Consider the following 15,825-nt stretch of genomic DNA (forward strand, 5'->3'; position numbering starts at 1 on the left):
AATATGACAAAGAGCAACTTGAAAACTGTAGGAAGCTCTTTAGCATAAGATATGTGTTGCAAGCTATTCCAATTACTTTGTGCCTTTAGTTTAGCAAAGATTGGAAGCTTAAGCAAGTACGCACTTTTTCTTCATATACTGAAGAAAAGGTAAGTATTGCTGATACTTTTTTCATGTGTTATACTCGCTGTAAGAAAATGCGTGAAAGGAGGAACTTCATGATTATTAATACTGGAGGACGAACAGATATTGTACAATACTATACAAAATGGTTACTAAAGCGTTTTGAAGAAGGATACGTATATTCCCGCAATCCGTTGTTTCCAAGTAAAGTAACGAGATATGAATTGACATCGGATAAAGTGGACTGTGTAGTGTTCTGTTCCAAAAATTATAAGCCTATTCTTTCTTATATTAGGCATATAAATGATGGGTTCCATACGTATTTTTATTATACTATTACAGCTTATGGGAAGGATGTGGAACCTGGAGTTCCTTCAATTGAAGAGAGTATGAATACGTTAATTGAACTGTCACAGCTTGTGGGAAAACAAAAGGTGGCTTGGCGATATGATCCGATACTGCTTACAGAAAAATATACCATTCAAACCCATCTTGAAACCTTTGAAAACATGGCAAAGAGATTGTCTCCATATGTTGAACGGTGCATTTTCAGCTTTGTGGAGATGTATAAAAAGCTGGAATACAATATGCTGGAGCTGGTTTCGCTGACCGATATAGACAAGCAACAACTGGCGAAGGGGTTAGGAAAAATTGCAGCAAAGTATGGTTTGTATATTCAGACATGTGGTACAAATGGAGATTTTCAGCAATACGGTATCCATCCATCTGGCTGTATGACATTGAAGATTTTGGGAGAGGCCAACAGCATTGTATTCAGGGAATTGAAGCATAAAGGAATGCGTCAAGGATGCCATTGTATCGAAAGTCGGGATATTGGTGCTTATGATACCTGTATGAATGGTTGCAAATATTGCTATGCTAATAAACGTCCGGAAAAGGCTTTTGAAAATTTCCAATATCATGACTCGGAGTCACCTTTATTGCTAGGGCATTTGAAGGATACTGATATGGTGAAAAGCGGCTTGCAGAAAAGTTTTTTAGTGAAAGATGTTGTGTGTGGACAGCTGGAATTTGAGATGGAGGAAAAGAATGAAACCGATTATCAATGAAATATCAGTGAAGAGTGTACTAACGAAATCTAATTTACCTGTCAGTGATTACTCAGTCAATACCTATGTAGGCTGCACACATGCCTGCAAATATTGCTATGCGTCTTTCATGAAACGTTTCACTAATCACCTGGAGCCATGGGGAGAATTTTTAGATGTGAAATATTGGCCAGACATCAGGAAGCCAGAGAAATATGCCGGAAAAGAACTGTTCTTCGGTTCAGTTACCGATCCTTATAATCCGCAGGAGGCGAAGTATCAGCGAACTCGCTCTCTATTGAAACAACTACAAGACAGTGGGATCAGGCTATCTATTGCAACGAAATCTGATTTGGTATTGCGGGATTTAGACTTAATCAGGACCTTTACAGATGCACGTGTCAGCTGGTCCATCAATACCCTGGATGAGACCTTTCGCTCCGACATGGACTGCGCTGTGAGCATTGAACGGCGGCTTGATGCCATGAAGCAATTCCATGATGCTGGAATTTGCACCACCTGCTTTATTTCACCCATTTTCCCAGGGATTACTGATGTTTCAGCAATTGTTAATAAAGTGAAAGACAAGTGTAACTTAATATGGCTTGAAAACTTTAATCTTCGTGGAAGTTATAAAACAGTCATTCTTGATTACATTCAACAGACGAGACCTGAGCTCATGCCATTGTATCGAGAAATATACCAATATGGAAATCGAAACTATTGGGAGCTGCTTGATATGGAAATGCGTCAGTTGGCTAAAGAAAATGGATTACTATATCTAAGGGATGATGATTCTGTTAGATGCCAATTTAATGAACCACCGATTATTGTTAATTATTTTTATCATGAAGAAATAAAGCAATCGGCAAAGAAAAAGAATAAGGAGGAACTATAAAATGCCTGAATTGCCAGAGGTGGAAACGGTAAAACGTGTGCTTGAACCGCAAATTAAGGGACAAAAGATAAAGTATGTCGATATTAGTAATAAGCAAGTTATAGCTTATCCGGATGCAGAGGCTTTCTGTGATAATGTAATAGGTCAAACCATTGTAGGTATTAGACGTAGAGGAAAATTTTTGAACATTTTGTTTGAAAGCGGTGACCGAATGGTTTTGCATTTGAGGATGACAGGGTGTCTACTTATCACTCCATCTGAATATGAAAAAGCGAAGCATACCCATGCTGTATTCTCTCTCAAAAACGGAAATGAACTCCGGTATATTGATACTAGGAGGTTTGGCCGTTTTTGGTTTTTGAAAAAGGATGAGGAGGATACCTTTACGGGTATTGATAAACTGGGGCTGGAGCCCTTTGACAAGAATCTGACTGGGGAATACCTTCATAACTGTTTGTTAAAGAGGAAAAAGCCTATTAAAGAATGTTTGCTTGAACAGAGTATGGTGGCTGGAATAGGAAATATCTATGGAGATGAAATCCTGTTTGCAGCAGGCTTATGTCCCAGCCGTCCTGCAAATAGCCTTACATGGGAGGAATACCACAGACTTGCAAAGCAGATATCAGTAACATTAGCATATTTCATCGAAAAGAATGCCATATCTCCAGAGGACTATCTTGCCGGAAAAGGTAAGGATTACAGAAACACACCGTATCTTAAAGTTTATGGTCATGAAAAAGAGAAATGCCTTGTGTGTGGACATGATTTAAAAAAAATCATACTTGCAGGCAGAAGTAGCGTGTTCTGTCCCAATTGTCAGAGAGAAACGCCATAATGATAGTACTTAGGGAAGTAATCTATCATTCATTAACGATGCATACACCAATAGCAAAGAGATGATTCTCAATCATATCCTAAGACCCCTGGAGTGTAAAAAGTGGAAATTAGCAAGTGAGTCCAGCAAAGACTGCCTTCACAAAGGGGTCAGGCACTTAAAAAAATGTAAGATATAAACAAGGAGCGTATTTTAAAAAACTTGATTTAGAAGGTCAAAATTAAAAAAATATAATATTTATAAACATATACTTTTGATGTATAATAAACAGAATAAAAACCATAGCACTATTTTTTGATAGTTTAAATGAAAAAGAACTTCAAGTATTAAAACATTGGATAGAAAATTCAGTAGAAGATAGACTTGCAAAAGAAGCAGTAAAGATATTAAGTTCCAGTAAAGAGGAGGTAGAGAGTATGGTAGCAAGCAATGCCTTTATAATTACGGAGATGGAAAAACATGCACAGGAAAATGGAATAAAAGAAGGAATAAAAGAAGGGGAAAAGAAAAAAGCTATTGAAATGGCAAGAGAAATGCTAAAGGATAATGAACCAATAGAAAAAATTAAAAAATATACAAAACTTTCAGATGAAGAAATAGAAAAAATCAAATGATTCTTAGGTTAAGATGGAATTTCATCGTTGGCACCACAAAGATGTCAGGCACTTGTAAGGAAATGTAAGATATAAATGACTTAAAATAAAAGATTATATCAAGCTGAAGATGATATTTAACCTCAGAGCAGTAGTTAATTCTACTGCTTTTTAGCAATAAGGAGATGATTTCCAATCATCTCCTAAAAGCACTGGAGTGTAAAAAATGGGAATCAAGCTCAGTCAAGTTTTCGCAATGACACACATGCTAATAGTTAACACATCGTTGCTGCATTCCTTGTTTTCTTCTTTGAAATCCATAATATACGCTTTTTTGATAATATTATCTTAATTTTATATTGGTTCTATGTAAAAAACAAGGAGTTAAACTAGAATTATTTATGTTTCCATATACTGCCTATGTGGAGACAAGCATGTTGCTACAACGAAAAACTATATAGAAATCCTTAATTTTAGGCACTTCTTCAACCATTTTGTTTTTACAAATGAGGGTGATAAAATCCGCAATAAACAGTTAAAAAAATATATTAACGTTTCTGTAGTTATCGATATGGAGTGTGGGAACACAACAGAATAAAATTAGAAATTAAGTGATACTGTTAAAAATGGTATCCATTTTTCAGAATTAGACGTTCATAGATGAGCGTCTAATTTTTTGTGAAAAAATTAGAAAGGGAGTGATTCGCATACAACGCAAATTTAGTTGTTATTAATTCATTTTCAATTAAATAAATCAATAATGTTGACAATATTAGTATAACGAATTAATATATATCTATAATATATATATCGAAATGATATATATTATAAGTATATATGGAGGTGAAAAATGTTAGAGTATATTATTCTTGGTTTTTTAATGAGCGGTGAAATGAGTGGATATGATTTAAAGCAAAAAATGACTGAAAGTACATCAAACTTTTTTGATGCAGGTTATGGAAGCATATATCCTGCTTTGAAGAGAATGGAAGCTAAGTGTGTTATAAGTTTACGGGAGATTGTTGAAGGAGGAAAGTATAAAAAATTATATGCTATAACTGAGTTAGGAAAATCAGAGTTTTTGAATTGGCTTGAACTGCCAGTGGAATTTTCAAGGACAAAGCCAGATCACCTTATAAAGATATTTTTCTTCAAGTTTTTGCCGAAAGAAAGGGCAATAGAAAAGCTGAAAGCTTTTATTAATGAAGTAGAGCCTGTATATAAAAAATTTAATGAAGCTGAGAGCAAGGTAAAGGGAAAATATGATACTTTTGAATTTTCTACATTGATTTTTGGAGTGGGCTATTATAATTACGTAATAGAATGGAGCAATAATTTGTTAAAGGAATTGAAAGGAGAAATTTTATGAAGATAATAACTATTTTAGGAAGTCCGAAAAGAAACGGCAAAACTGCGAAAGCTCTTGATATGCTCGAAGAAAATCTTATTTCACAGGGACACGAGGTAGAAAGGGTGCAACTTAGTGACCATATTATTAAAGGATGCATCGGATGTTATGCTTGCATGGCAAATAACGATGGACCTGGATGTATTTTGAAAGATGATGCGGTATCGATATTTAAACGAATGATATCGGCAGATGCTGTTGTATATGCTTCTCCTATTTACTGTTATGATTTCACCTCACAGTTAAAGACTTTTATTGACAGGCATTATTGTCTTACAATAAATTTTGGTTCTCCAAGCAACACATCATCAATTGAAGGAAAGAAGGTTGCTCTTTTAATTACATGTATGGGTAGTGAAGAAGGAAATGCAGATCTTGCAAAGGAGATTTTCGATAGGTCAATGAGAAATGTGCTAAAATGCAATTTAATTGGAAAATATACTATTCCATTAAGCGAAGCACCTGATTTTAATGATAGAGCTAAGGAAGTAGCTAATAAGTTGACAAAAGATATAATACAAAAATAACCTTTGTAAAAAGTATTGATTTTGATACGAGGAAATTTATTTATCTTAAATTGAGAAAAGAGATAAATAGTTGGATTATAATAGATTTTATTTTGTAATTTATAAGAGAGGAAGTGTGAATTAGCTTGAGTAAAGTAGATATGATAAATAAGAACATCAGGAGTAAGGTTGTGTCGAAACGTATCATGCAGTTGATATTTGCTCTAATAGCGATTTTAGCCATATACACAGCTTATCTAGGATTTGCTTATGGTGCGGTTAATTGGTATTATGGATTTTCAGCTGAGCAGGGGTATTCAAAAGGGCTTCTTATGCTAGATAGCAACATGCGTTTTTACAGTGGATTATGGTTGGGTGTTGGAATTACAATGTTGTGGATGATCCCGCGGGTTGATAAGGATAAGAGCACGCTTCGTGTTATTGCGATCTTCTTTTTTCTTGGTGGAGTTGGTCGATTGATATCCATATTAATGTGTGGATTGCCTTCATATATGTACGTGTTTTTCGTGCTATTTGAATTTAGCTTTCCGCTTCTTACGTTGTGGCAAAAAAGTATCTTGAAATGATGTATAATTTAGGGTACGAATATGAGTATTATGGGACGTGTAGAAGTTTGCGTTGCCACGAAGAAAACTATATCAATGTTTCTGAAGAATATATGGCATGAAGACAAAATAGAATAAAATTAAATATTAAGGGATACCGTGAAAAATAATACCTCTTTTTAATATAGAGTATATTTTTTGTACTTTGAGTACAACGAAAGGAATGATGGTTAATATGAAAAATAATGTTGATTTCAATTTAGGTGAATATCAATTACATGCTAATCCTAATTTCAATTATCAATTAAACCGAACCTACAACGTAAGTAATGGGAATCTTGATGAAATTTTAGAACTGGCTAAAAAAATAACTGATATTAAAGCATGGGAAAAAGAAATGATGGCTCTTGCTAAAAAAGCTTTAAAGGAAGACAGAATAAAAGATGCTATTGCATATTTCAGAATGACAGAATTTTTTATGTATGACGGTAATCCAGATAAAATAAAAACATATGATAAGTCAATAGAATTGTTTTATAGATATCATGATGAATTGTTTCAATCTGGAATATTAAAGTTTGACCATGTTCCATATGATCAAGGGTATCTTCCAGTAATACATGCTGTACCTGAAGGGGAGTGTATAGACACAATTCTAATACATGGCGGATTTGATTCCTATATGGAAGAATTCTTTCCTTCATTATTGTATCTTAGAGAAAATGGATTTGAGGTATATCTATTTGAAGGTCCAGGTCAGGGAAATCTTTTAAGGAAACAGGAAATTAAATTTTCAATTAAATGGGAAAGACCTGTAAAAGCTTTACTAGATTATTACAATTTAAGTGATGTGACAATAATAGGCATATCCATGGGGGCTATTCTGGCACCAAGGGCGGCGGCGTTTGAAAACCGAATAAAAAGAGTTGTAGCTTGGAGTGTATGTGTTAACATGCTTGAATTACTTCTTGACGCTGTTCCTACAAAAGAAAAAGAGACTTTAACAAAATTGCTAAGACAAAATGATAAAGATACTATAAATAATATAATGTATAAACAGATGGAGAAGGAACCTTTAATAGATTGGTCAATGCATCATGGCTTTTATAATATGGGGGTAAATAACCCTTACGATTATATGCTTGCAGCAAATAAATATGAATATAGGGATGTTGCGGATAAGATCACACAGGATTTTATGTTACTAGGTGCTGAAAAAGATCATTTAATACGTATAGAAAAATATAAAGATGCTATTGATAGTCTTAAAAATGTAAAATCATTAACATACAGAATGTTTACTGAGAAAGAGAATGCAGCAAGTCATTGTAATACTGGAAATCCTAAATTAGTTCTTGATACTATCATTTCATGGATAAAAATAATTAAAAATAGAGAAGCATAGTTTTTTAGGAATCTATAAAAAAACTAGAGTTTGGCGGGGGGAATCAATGCACTTGTCCTCACAAAGGGGTCAGGCACTTGTAAAGAAATGTAAGATATAAACACCTTAAAATAAAAGATTCTATCAAGCTGAAAATGATATTTGATCGCAGAGCAGTAGTTAATTCTACTGCTTTTTTTATATGTTTCTAAAGAGCAATAGAATCTTAAAAAAAGAAAAGAATTGTGTTAAAATGAAAATAAAGCTAGGGTAGGGAGAAACTAATATGAAATACAAAATATATATTATAGAAGATGATACATCAATAAGTACTTTATTAAAAGAATACATAGACAAGTATGGTTTTGAAGTAACAGCGGCAGAAAATTTTGAGAATATAATGAAGGAATTTAATGAATATAGTCCAGATTTAGTACTTCTGGATGTTAATTTACCAAAATATGATGGATTTTATTGGTGCAAAAAGATAAGACAGCAATCCAAAATTCCTATAATATTTATATCTGCAAGAGACAGCGGAATGGATCAGGTTATGGCATTAGATAGTGGAGCTGATGATTATATAATTAAGCCTTTTTACTATGATGTTGTTATTGCAAAAATAAAAAGTCATATAAGAAGAGCCTATGGTGATTATGCACCTAAGCTTGAGGAAAAAATAGTTGAAGTTGATGGTCTTAAGTTCTATCCAGAAAGGCTGGAAGTTGAATTTAAGGATGAAAGATTAATTATCACCAAAAGGGAAGGTATACTTCTAGAATTTCTTATGAAAAAGTATCCTAAGGTAGTAAGCAGGGATTTTCTCTTAGAACAGATATGGGATGATATTGAGTTTGTGGAGGAAAATACTTTAAGTGTAAACATCAGCAGGATAAGAAAAAGACTGCAAAGTTTAGGTATAGACAAAGGTATAGAAACTATAAGAGGAGCAGGTTACAGGCTAAATAAAACCTGGTAGTGTGAATTAGATGAAATTATTTTTAAAGTATAATAAAGGCTATATTTTTATATATTTATTGAGTTTAGCGCTTACAATTATATATTCTAATGTTATGAGGTTTATAGAAGCTTATGAAAGTATTTATATAATAATCTTTAATACATTTATTTTAATGTGCTTTTTAGCTTTTAGATATTATCAAAACAGGCAGTTATACAGAGTTTTAAAGAATGGAGTAACCTCACTAAATGATGCCTTTCTTGACTTTGGAAGCTCAGATTTGAGCCGGGATATTTCTAATCTATTAAAGGAACAGCATAATTTATATGAAGTTGAAATACAAAAATGTAACAAGTTTCATAATGAGCATTTGACTTTTATAAATCAATGGGTACATCAGATGAAGACGCCTCTTTCGGTAATGCAGCTTCAGCTTCAAGAATATCAAGGAGAAGAAAAGGCTTTGAGCATGGAAGAGGAGATTAGCAAGTTAAATAAAGGCTTGAATATGGCAATGCATTATGCCAGGATAGATTCTTTTAAAAAGGATTTTTTAGCTCAGCAGGTTGCTTTAAAGAAATTAGTTTTTGATGTGGTAAATGAAGAAAAGAAGACTTTTATAAGAAATAGAATAATACCTAAAGTAGAAATTGATGAGAATATAAAAGTATATAGTGATAATAAGTGGCTAAAGTTTGTATTAGGTCAGCTTATTGTTAATGGTGTAAAGTATTCAAAAGGTAAGGGCAAAGAACTAATTATAAAGGCCTATGAAGAAGAAAAAGAAATTAAGTTAAGTGTTATTGATGGCGGAATCGGAATACCAAATAAAGATATTAAGAGAGTATTTGATCCCTTCTTTACAGGAGAAAATGGACGAAAATTTGGAGAGTCTACAGGTATGGGATTATATATAGCCAAAGAAGTATGCAAAAATTTAGGACATGAAATAGAAATAGAGTCTAAAATTAATGAGGAAACAAAGGTTACAATAAGTTTTAATAGGTAGCAAATGGATAGGTTAACTATTTGTTTGCTATTTTTATTTGAATTATGAAATCTTACATGGCTGTCACATTCCTGTAAGCTTTGAAGATAGCAGATTACAAATTGTTATTATAAACTATATACAAGTAATAAGTAATAAGTAATTTGTAAGGAGTGTTAAGACATGGATATAATATTTATATTGAAAGCAATTGTAATAGCAATAGTGGAGGGAATAACTGAATTTATACCAGTATCCTCCACAGGGCATATGATATTAATTGGATGGGCAATTCATTTTCAAGGAGAATTTGCAAGGATGTTTGAAGTTGTAATTCAACTTGGAGCAATAATGGCAGTGGTTGTTTTGTACTTTAAAAAGATTAAGGATAGTATAATAGAATTTTTTAAATTTATATTTACTAAGGGAAGAGAAGGAAAGACAGGCTTTAGATTTGGGATAAATGTCATTGTATCATCTATTCCAATGGGTATTGCAGGGGTGCTGTTTTACAGTAAAATAAAATCAAAGTTTATACCAGAGGCTGTAATAGTTGGATTTATAGTTGGAGGAATATTGCTTTTAGTAATTGAAAACAGATTCAGAAATAAAAAGCATAAAATAGAAAATATAGATAAAATAACATATGTGCAGGCTTTTACGGTTGGTTTATTTCAGCTTCTTTCTATGTGGCCTGGAATGTCAAGAAGTGCATCTACAATAATGGGTGGATGGATTGCAGGGTTAACAACCTCAATAGCAGCAGAATTCTCATTTTTTATGGCCATTCCAGCTATGATAGGGGCAACAGGAAAGGACTTATTTGAATTTAATTATGCTATAATGACACCAACTTTATGGGTTTCACTAGTAATTGGATTTATTGTGGCATTTATTGTAGCTTTAGTTGTTATGAAGAAGTTTGTTGACTACTTAAAAAAGAAACCAATGAAAGTTTTTGCAGTTTATAGAATTGCAGCAGGTGTTTTGCTTGGAGTATTAGTATTAACTAAGGTTATTGTTTTAACAGTATAAAAGGGGTGATAGAAGATGAAAGTTTTAGAGGTTATGAATTTAAGCAAGATATACGGCAAAAAGGTGACATTTAATGCTTTAGATAATATAAGTTTTAATATAGAAGAAGGGGAATTTGTAGGTATAATGGGACCTTCAGGAAGTGGAAAAACTACTCTTCTAAATATGGTTTCAACAGTAGATAAACCAACTTCAGGTGAAATAAGAATAAAAGATAAAAATCCATTGAAGCTTAAGGGAGATGCTTTAGCTTTATTTAGAAGAAGGGAATTAGGTTTTGTATTTCAAGATTTTAATTTGTTAGATACTTTAACTGTAGGAGAAAATATAGTACTGCCCCTTACATTAGATGGAGTAGATGTTAAAGAGCAGGATAGTGAACTTAATAGAATATCAAAAATATTGGAAATAGAAAGTATAGTTAATAAGAGAAGCTTTGAAATATCAGGTGGGCAGGCACAAAGAACGGCTATTGCAAGAGCATTAATACATAAACCTACATTATTATTGGCAGATGAGCCAACAGGCAATTTGGATTCAAAGGCGGCTAAAGTCGTAATGGAGCTATTTGAAAAAATAAATAAAGAAGAAAAGGTAACTACAATGATGGTAACTCATGATCCACTATCTGCAAGTTACTGCAGCAGAATTCTATTTATAAAAGATGGCACTATATATAATGAAATTTATAAGGGAGACAGTAGAACCAAGTTTTATCAAGAAATTATTGATGTGCTTGCTCTGCTTGGGGGTGGAAACTAATGAATTTTAAAGAGTTTGCCACTAAAAATGTATATAGAAATGTAAAAGCATATTTTGCATATTTCTTGAGCAGCAGCATATCAGCAGCACTGTTGTTTTCTTTTACAATGATTATATTTCATCCAAAGTTCGTGGTGCTTAAATTACCTGGGCATATGAGAAATGCACTTCATATTACAACAATTATTGCATACTTGTTTTTGTGTTTCTTCGTATTTTATTCTGTAAGTACTTTTTTAAAAAGCAGATATAAAGAATTTGGAATACTTTACATTATAGGAGCATCAAGAAGACAAATACAGAGGATGATAAGTATTGAAAATATAATTATTACTTCATTATCAGGAGTAGTTGGTATAATACTTGGAATAGTTTTTTCAAAGATACTTTTAGCAGTTAGTGGAAAGTTATTAGGAGTTAATGCACTTGGCTTTTACATTCCCTTTAAGGCTATGATTATTACTTTTATTGGATTCATAATCATTGGAATAATGATTTCAATATTCTGTTCTTTTATAATAAAAGAAGATATGGTTTTAAAATTGCTTAAAGGAACTAAAAAGCCAAAGGCTGAACCTAGAACATCTATTATTCTTGTAATTTTATGTGTAGTATTACTCATAGTAGGATATTATATGTCAATTACAAGCAGTGAAAAGAATATAGCTTATAGAATAATTCCCGTAACAGTAATAGTTATTATAGCAACTTATCTTCTATTTGCAGAGCTAAGTACCTTTATAATAAAGCTTCTGAAAAAGAATAGAAGGTTATATATGAAAAAAACTACAGTATTATGGGTATCAAACTTATTATATAGAATAAAAGATAATACAAGGATGTTTTTCTTAATTACAATAACCACAACGGTTGCTCTTTCAGCAGTAGGGTCGGTGTATGCTTATTGGAGAGATAAAGAGCACCAGATAAATAAGGATTTTCCACAGGCATTTTTCTTATCGGACATTTATAGCAATAAAAATAAGATTGATTTAAAGGGCAATTTCATAGAAACTTCTCTTAAAAATAAAGATATAGAATATAATAAAGCTAATAGTGAACTGAAGCTTATTATCTATGGAGCAGAGGATAAGGTAGCTGTAATTAAAGAAGACACTTATAAAGAATTGGCATCAACACTAGATTTAAGTATTGTTAGGTTTAATAAAAATGAGGCAATAATGATAACCGATTCCACAGCGCACGAAGAAAAAAGCGTTGTTTTAGACAATACAGAAATACAAGTTGCAAAAAAGGTTAATAATCGAATAATGCCAGCATTTTATGGAGATGTGTATGTAGTTAAAGATAATGTATATGAAAGGATAAATGGTAGTAAAGTTTACTTTAGTACATTTAATGTAAAGAATTATAAGGATACCTTGAATATATGTAATGGATATAAAAATAAATTTAGTGAAGACAATATGGATAAAATTTGTAAAAGTTTTCTGAAAGCTAATATATTAGAAACGACTAAAATAGCCTATAGTGTAATTTTGTTTAGTGCAATATTTATAGGACTTATTTTCTTTGTAACAACAGCTAGTTTTTTGTATAACAAGTGCTATATGGATATTATAGAGGATAAGAGTAAGTATAAACAGTTAAATAAAATAGGTTTAACCTATAAGGAAATAAAAAAGGTATTAAATATTGAGATAGGAGTACTATTTTTATTACCATATGCAGTTGCTGTGATACATTTTATTTTTGCTATTAATGCATTAAATGCTTTTCAAATCAAAATAACTGTACCGGCATTTCAGGTAATAGGGATTATGCTAATTGTTCAAATTATGTATTTCCTCATAATAAGAAAGAACTATTTATTAGAGATTAAAAAGAGCTTGATATGAAGAAGGTGGTGCTTTAGTAGTAAGTGAGTCCAACAAAGCCTTTGCAATGACACACCCGAAAGTATTTAACATGTCGTTGTTGGCTTGTTCAATTACTTCTTTGAACAAACCTTACAATGAGTGTAAGTGAAATATTGTGTCACTATGATATAAAATGAACTTATAAATCAAGAATTAGCAAGGAGATGACTATTAATCATCTCCTAAGACTCCTGGGGTGTAAAAAATATAATTTTAGTTGCTTATACAACTGTTATCACTAAGAATTTTAGTTAAAAAATTAGTAGCTTTCCAAATTGCATGAGGGGCTACTATTTTTGAGATTTTTTCTATAAGAATCACTATTAATGTTAATATAAAACCCATTTACTGAGCTTATTGTTGCTTTTTTATAATAGGAATTTGAATTTCTGAAATATACTCATTTTCTGAATCTGAAAAATCATAATCCACTATATTTTTTTCAATTGAGTCTCCAGAAATTTCATATCCATTTTCATCAATCCACTTTATAAGTATTTGATAATGCTTACCCATATCTCTGTAGGGTCCTAAAAACGCAATACAAACATATTCATGCTCAGGAATTACCTTCAATTGATTACATAACTCCGAGTCTATAGGCACAATTTCAATAAAATATCTAAATTTATTTAGAATACCCTTGTCCATATTTTCTTTTGATAGGGAAGTATAGATCTGGCCTTCAATAAGCCAGGAACTTATTTTTAAATATTTTTCGTTATTTTTAAAAGCCTGTTTAATCTCATAATCGTTTTCAACATCATTCATATCTAAAAAAGCTCCTATTCTTTGGGGGAGCCTCTTAATAATTATTTGATCTAGCTGTCCTTCTATGTTTTCCAAAAGATCACGTTTTGTTTGAATTTTCTTTTTCAGATTGAGTAGTTTATTTATTTTTATATCAATTTCCTCTTCCTTATTTTTTAGTAAATTAAGTAAATTGCTTGTGTTCTTTTTGCTCATATATTTTTTAATATCAGACAAGGAAATATCAAGATTTTTAAAAAAAAGAACTCTACTTAACTTGAAGAAATTTCTTATGTTATAGTAGCGATAGGCATTCTTCTTGTCGTATTCGGGTTTTATTAGATCAATTTTGTCATAATGTCTTAGGGTGTCTGTACTAATATTAAATATCTTTGACAGTTCTCCAATTAAAAATTTATCTTTCATAAAAATCTTCCTTCATTTATTTTTAAAATACTAGGTGAATTAAAGGCTATTATACAGCAAGAATCCTTTATTTGCAATATTTAAGGTGTTTTCTTTATTGGATTTTTTCTCACTTTTAAAAAAATTTTAATAATACCTATTGACCTTAGAGCTAGTCAAAGGTTTATGATTTATCTAGATGAATTTTAAATTCAATCAACAAAACAAATGATAATACCAGTATGAAAGGGGAACACTATCATGAACAACTATAATATAGTATTAGCAAGAAATACGGAGAATGCTCCAAAAGGTATCGGTCCATATTCACAAACTGTAGCTTTCTCCCATTACAATAATCTTTCAGCTCAATTACCTATTGATCCAAAATCAGGAAAATTGGTAACTGGTGGTGTAAAAGAGCAGGCTGAACAATGTTTTAAAAATATTAAGGCAATTGTAGAAAGCATCGACCATGTCATGAGCGATGTTGTTAGAATAACTATATTTGTTAAGAATATCAAAGATATTGACGTTGTAGACGAAGTTTATAAAACATTCTTCCCAACTTATGTTCCTTCAAGGACAGTAGTCGCAGTTGCAGCTTTGCCTATGGATGCTTTAGTGCAAATTGAAGCACTTGTTTCAAATGGTGAAGGTACAATTCCAAATGCACCACAAGCAGGTGATCTTATAAAACTTACAAATAATACAGTAAATGCACCAACAAGTGTTTTATCTACACAAACTGTAGCTTTCTCTCATTATAATAACCTTTCAGCTCAATTACCTATTGATCCCAAGACTGGTAGATTGGTAACTGGCGGTGTAAAAGAGCAGACTAGACAGTGCTTAAAAAATATCAAGGCAATTTTAGAAAGTATCGACGTTCCTTTTGACGATATTGTTAAAATTAATATCTTCCTTAAAAACCTTTCGGATATTGAAGCCGTAAACGAAGTTTATACAACATTTTTCCCAGACTCGGCTATCGCTAGAGCCGTAGCCTATGTACCTGCAAGGACAACAGTTGCAGCTTCAGCTTTACCTATGGATGCTTTGGTACAAATTGAAGCAGTGGCGTCACACGGAGATGGTACACCTCCACAAGCTGTTGAAGACAGACATGGACTTATCATATGGGCAAAAAATACAGAAAATGCACCAAAAAGTTCTCTATCTACACAAACTGTAGCTTTTTCTCATTACAATCATATTTCAGCTCAATTACCTTTAGATGCAAAAACTGGTAAAATGGTAGCTGGTGGTGTAAAAGAGCAGGCTGAACAGTGCTTGAAGAATATTAAGGCAATTATAGAAAGTGTAGACCATGTTATGGAAGATGTGGTTAAAGTAAATATCTTCCTTAAAAATATCGCAGATATTGATGTTGTAGACGAAGTTTACAAAGCGTTCTTCCCAAGTGGTGTTCCTGCACGAAGAACAGTTGGCGTATCAACTTTACTTAACGATGCTTTAGTCCAAATCGATGTAGTTGTAGCAAACGCTGAAGGAACACCTCCAAGATCATAACAGGCATTTGTTTATAGCAAGGAGATGATTCTTAATCATCTCTTAAGACCCCTGGGGTGTAAAAAATGGAAATTATGTTATTGGAAATAGTGCTAGATGTTTATTCATCTAGCACTTTAACTTACCCCAAAATAATAGCAAGCTCAGCC

Annotated in this window: 15 protein-coding genes; 14 read left to right on the top strand and 1 reads right to left on the bottom strand. The window is 32.2% G+C overall.

The window, feature by feature from the left end:
• Positions 1-218: 218 nt before the first annotated feature.
• The 13 genes from HBE96_RS24920 to HBE96_RS24980 all read left to right on the top strand — a co-directional run bounded on the left by HBE96_RS24920 (position 219) and on the right by HBE96_RS24980 (position 12,967).
• Positions 219-1,193, top strand: coding sequence for a DUF1848 domain-containing protein (locus HBE96_RS24920; protein ID WP_169300421.1), 975 nt, complete (start codon positions 219-221; stop codon positions 1,191-1,193).
• Positions 1,174-2,070, top strand: a complete 897-nt coding sequence (locus tag HBE96_RS24925) for a radical SAM mobile pair protein B (RefSeq protein ID WP_169300422.1) — start codon at positions 1,174-1,176, stop codon at positions 2,068-2,070. Before HBE96_RS24920 ends, HBE96_RS24925 begins: the two co-directional genes overlap by 20 nt.
• A 1-nt stretch (position 2,071) precedes the next feature.
• Complete coding sequence (mutM, locus tag HBE96_RS24930; protein WP_169300423.1) at positions 2,072-2,905, top strand: DNA-formamidopyrimidine glycosylase; 834 nt, start codon at positions 2,072-2,074, stop codon at positions 2,903-2,905.
• 416 nt (positions 2,906-3,321) lie between these two features.
• The gene (locus tag HBE96_RS24935) at positions 3,322-3,519 is read left to right on the top strand and encodes a hypothetical protein (protein WP_169300407.1); all 198 of its coding nucleotides are present in this window, start codon (positions 3,322-3,324) and stop codon (positions 3,517-3,519) included.
• Between the two features lie 829 nt (positions 3,520-4,348).
• Positions 4,349-4,867 carry a PadR family transcriptional regulator gene (locus HBE96_RS24940; protein ID WP_169300424.1) on the top strand — a complete coding sequence of 173 codons (519 nt, stop codon included), beginning with the start codon at positions 4,349-4,351 and terminating at the stop codon, positions 4,865-4,867.
• Positions 4,864-5,433 carry a flavodoxin family protein gene (locus HBE96_RS24945; RefSeq protein WP_169300425.1) on the top strand — a complete coding sequence of 190 codons (570 nt, stop codon included), beginning with the start codon at positions 4,864-4,866 and terminating at the stop codon, positions 5,431-5,433. Before HBE96_RS24940 ends, HBE96_RS24945 begins: the two co-directional genes overlap by 4 nt.
• 125 nt (positions 5,434-5,558) lie before the next feature.
• On the top strand, positions 5,559-5,999 hold the full coding sequence (locus HBE96_RS24950) for a DUF4345 domain-containing protein (RefSeq protein ID WP_243187065.1): 441 nt from the start codon (positions 5,559-5,561) through the stop codon (positions 5,997-5,999).
• 184 nt (positions 6,000-6,183) lie between these two features.
• A complete protein-coding gene (locus HBE96_RS24955) occupies positions 6,184-7,383 on the top strand; it encodes an alpha/beta hydrolase (protein WP_243187066.1) in 1,200 nt (399 codons plus the stop codon).
• A gap of 265 nt (positions 7,384-7,648) precedes the next feature.
• A complete protein-coding gene (locus HBE96_RS24960; RefSeq protein ID WP_169300426.1) occupies positions 7,649-8,341 on the top strand; it encodes a response regulator transcription factor in 693 nt (230 codons plus the stop codon).
• A 10-nt stretch (positions 8,342-8,351) separates the two neighbouring features.
• Complete coding sequence (locus tag HBE96_RS24965; protein WP_169300427.1) at positions 8,352-9,332, top strand: sensor histidine kinase; 981 nt, start codon at positions 8,352-8,354, stop codon at positions 9,330-9,332.
• A 162-nt stretch (positions 9,333-9,494) separates the two neighbouring features.
• The gene (locus HBE96_RS24970; protein WP_169300428.1) at positions 9,495-10,346 is read left to right on the top strand and encodes an undecaprenyl-diphosphate phosphatase; all 852 of its coding nucleotides are present in this window, start codon (positions 9,495-9,497) and stop codon (positions 10,344-10,346) included.
• A 15-nt stretch (positions 10,347-10,361) separates the two neighbouring features.
• A complete protein-coding gene (locus HBE96_RS24975) occupies positions 10,362-11,108 on the top strand; it encodes an ABC transporter ATP-binding protein (protein WP_169300429.1) in 747 nt (248 codons plus the stop codon).
• Entirely contained in the window at positions 11,108-12,967 is a 1,860-nt protein-coding gene (locus HBE96_RS24980) for an FtsX-like permease family protein (protein WP_169300430.1), read from the top strand. Before HBE96_RS24975 ends, HBE96_RS24980 begins: the two co-directional genes overlap by 1 nt.
• A 375-nt stretch (positions 12,968-13,342) precedes the next feature.
• Here HBE96_RS24980 and HBE96_RS24985 read toward each other — a convergent pair whose 3' ends face one another.
• Complete coding sequence (locus HBE96_RS24985) at positions 13,343-14,164, bottom strand: MerR family transcriptional regulator (protein WP_169300431.1); 822 nt, start codon at positions 14,162-14,164, stop codon at positions 13,343-13,345.
• Between the two features lie 240 nt (positions 14,165-14,404).
• Between HBE96_RS24985 and HBE96_RS24990 the strand changes: the two genes are divergently transcribed.
• Positions 14,405-15,676, top strand: coding sequence for a RidA family protein (locus tag HBE96_RS24990; protein WP_169300432.1), 1,272 nt, complete (start codon positions 14,405-14,407; stop codon positions 15,674-15,676).
• Positions 15,677-15,825 lie beyond the last annotated feature (149 nt).

Origin of the sequence: Clostridium muellerianum, from assembly GCF_012926525.1 — a bacterium.
GTDB lineage: Bacteria > Bacillota > Clostridia > Clostridiales > Clostridiaceae > Clostridium_AM > Clostridium_AM muellerianum.

What these genes read in the sequence shown, in the direction of transcription:
- HBE96_RS24920 (WP_169300421.1), top strand. Translation starts at nt 219, where the DNA reads ATGATTATTAATACTGGAGGACGAACAGATATTGTACAATACTATACA.
- HBE96_RS24925 (WP_169300422.1), top strand. Translation starts at nt 1,174, where the DNA reads ATGAAACCGATTATCAATGAAATATCAGTGAAGAGTGTACTAACGAAA.
- mutM (WP_169300423.1), top strand. Translation starts at nt 2,072, where the DNA reads ATGCCTGAATTGCCAGAGGTGGAAACGGTAAAACGTGTGCTTGAACCG.
- HBE96_RS24935 (WP_169300407.1), top strand. Translation starts at nt 3,322, where the DNA reads ATGGTAGCAAGCAATGCCTTTATAATTACGGAGATGGAAAAACATGCA.
- HBE96_RS24940 (WP_169300424.1), top strand. Translation starts at nt 4,349, where the DNA reads ATGTTAGAGTATATTATTCTTGGTTTTTTAATGAGCGGTGAAATGAGT.
- HBE96_RS24945 (WP_169300425.1), top strand. Translation starts at nt 4,864, where the DNA reads ATGAAGATAATAACTATTTTAGGAAGTCCGAAAAGAAACGGCAAAACT.
- HBE96_RS24960 (WP_169300426.1), top strand. Translation starts at nt 7,649, where the DNA reads ATGAAATACAAAATATATATTATAGAAGATGATACATCAATAAGTACT.
- HBE96_RS24965 (WP_169300427.1), top strand. Translation starts at nt 8,352, where the DNA reads ATGAAATTATTTTTAAAGTATAATAAAGGCTATATTTTTATATATTTA.
- HBE96_RS24970 (WP_169300428.1), top strand. Translation starts at nt 9,495, where the DNA reads ATGGATATAATATTTATATTGAAAGCAATTGTAATAGCAATAGTGGAG.
- HBE96_RS24975 (WP_169300429.1), top strand. Translation starts at nt 10,362, where the DNA reads ATGAAAGTTTTAGAGGTTATGAATTTAAGCAAGATATACGGCAAAAAG.
- HBE96_RS24980 (WP_169300430.1), top strand. Translation starts at nt 11,108, where the DNA reads ATGAATTTTAAAGAGTTTGCCACTAAAAATGTATATAGAAATGTAAAA.
- HBE96_RS24985 (WP_169300431.1), bottom strand. Translation starts at nt 14,164, where the DNA reads ATGAAAGATAAATTTTTAATTGGAGAACTGTCAAAGATATTTAATATT.
- HBE96_RS24990 (WP_169300432.1), top strand. Translation starts at nt 14,405, where the DNA reads ATGAACAACTATAATATAGTATTAGCAAGAAATACGGAGAATGCTCCA.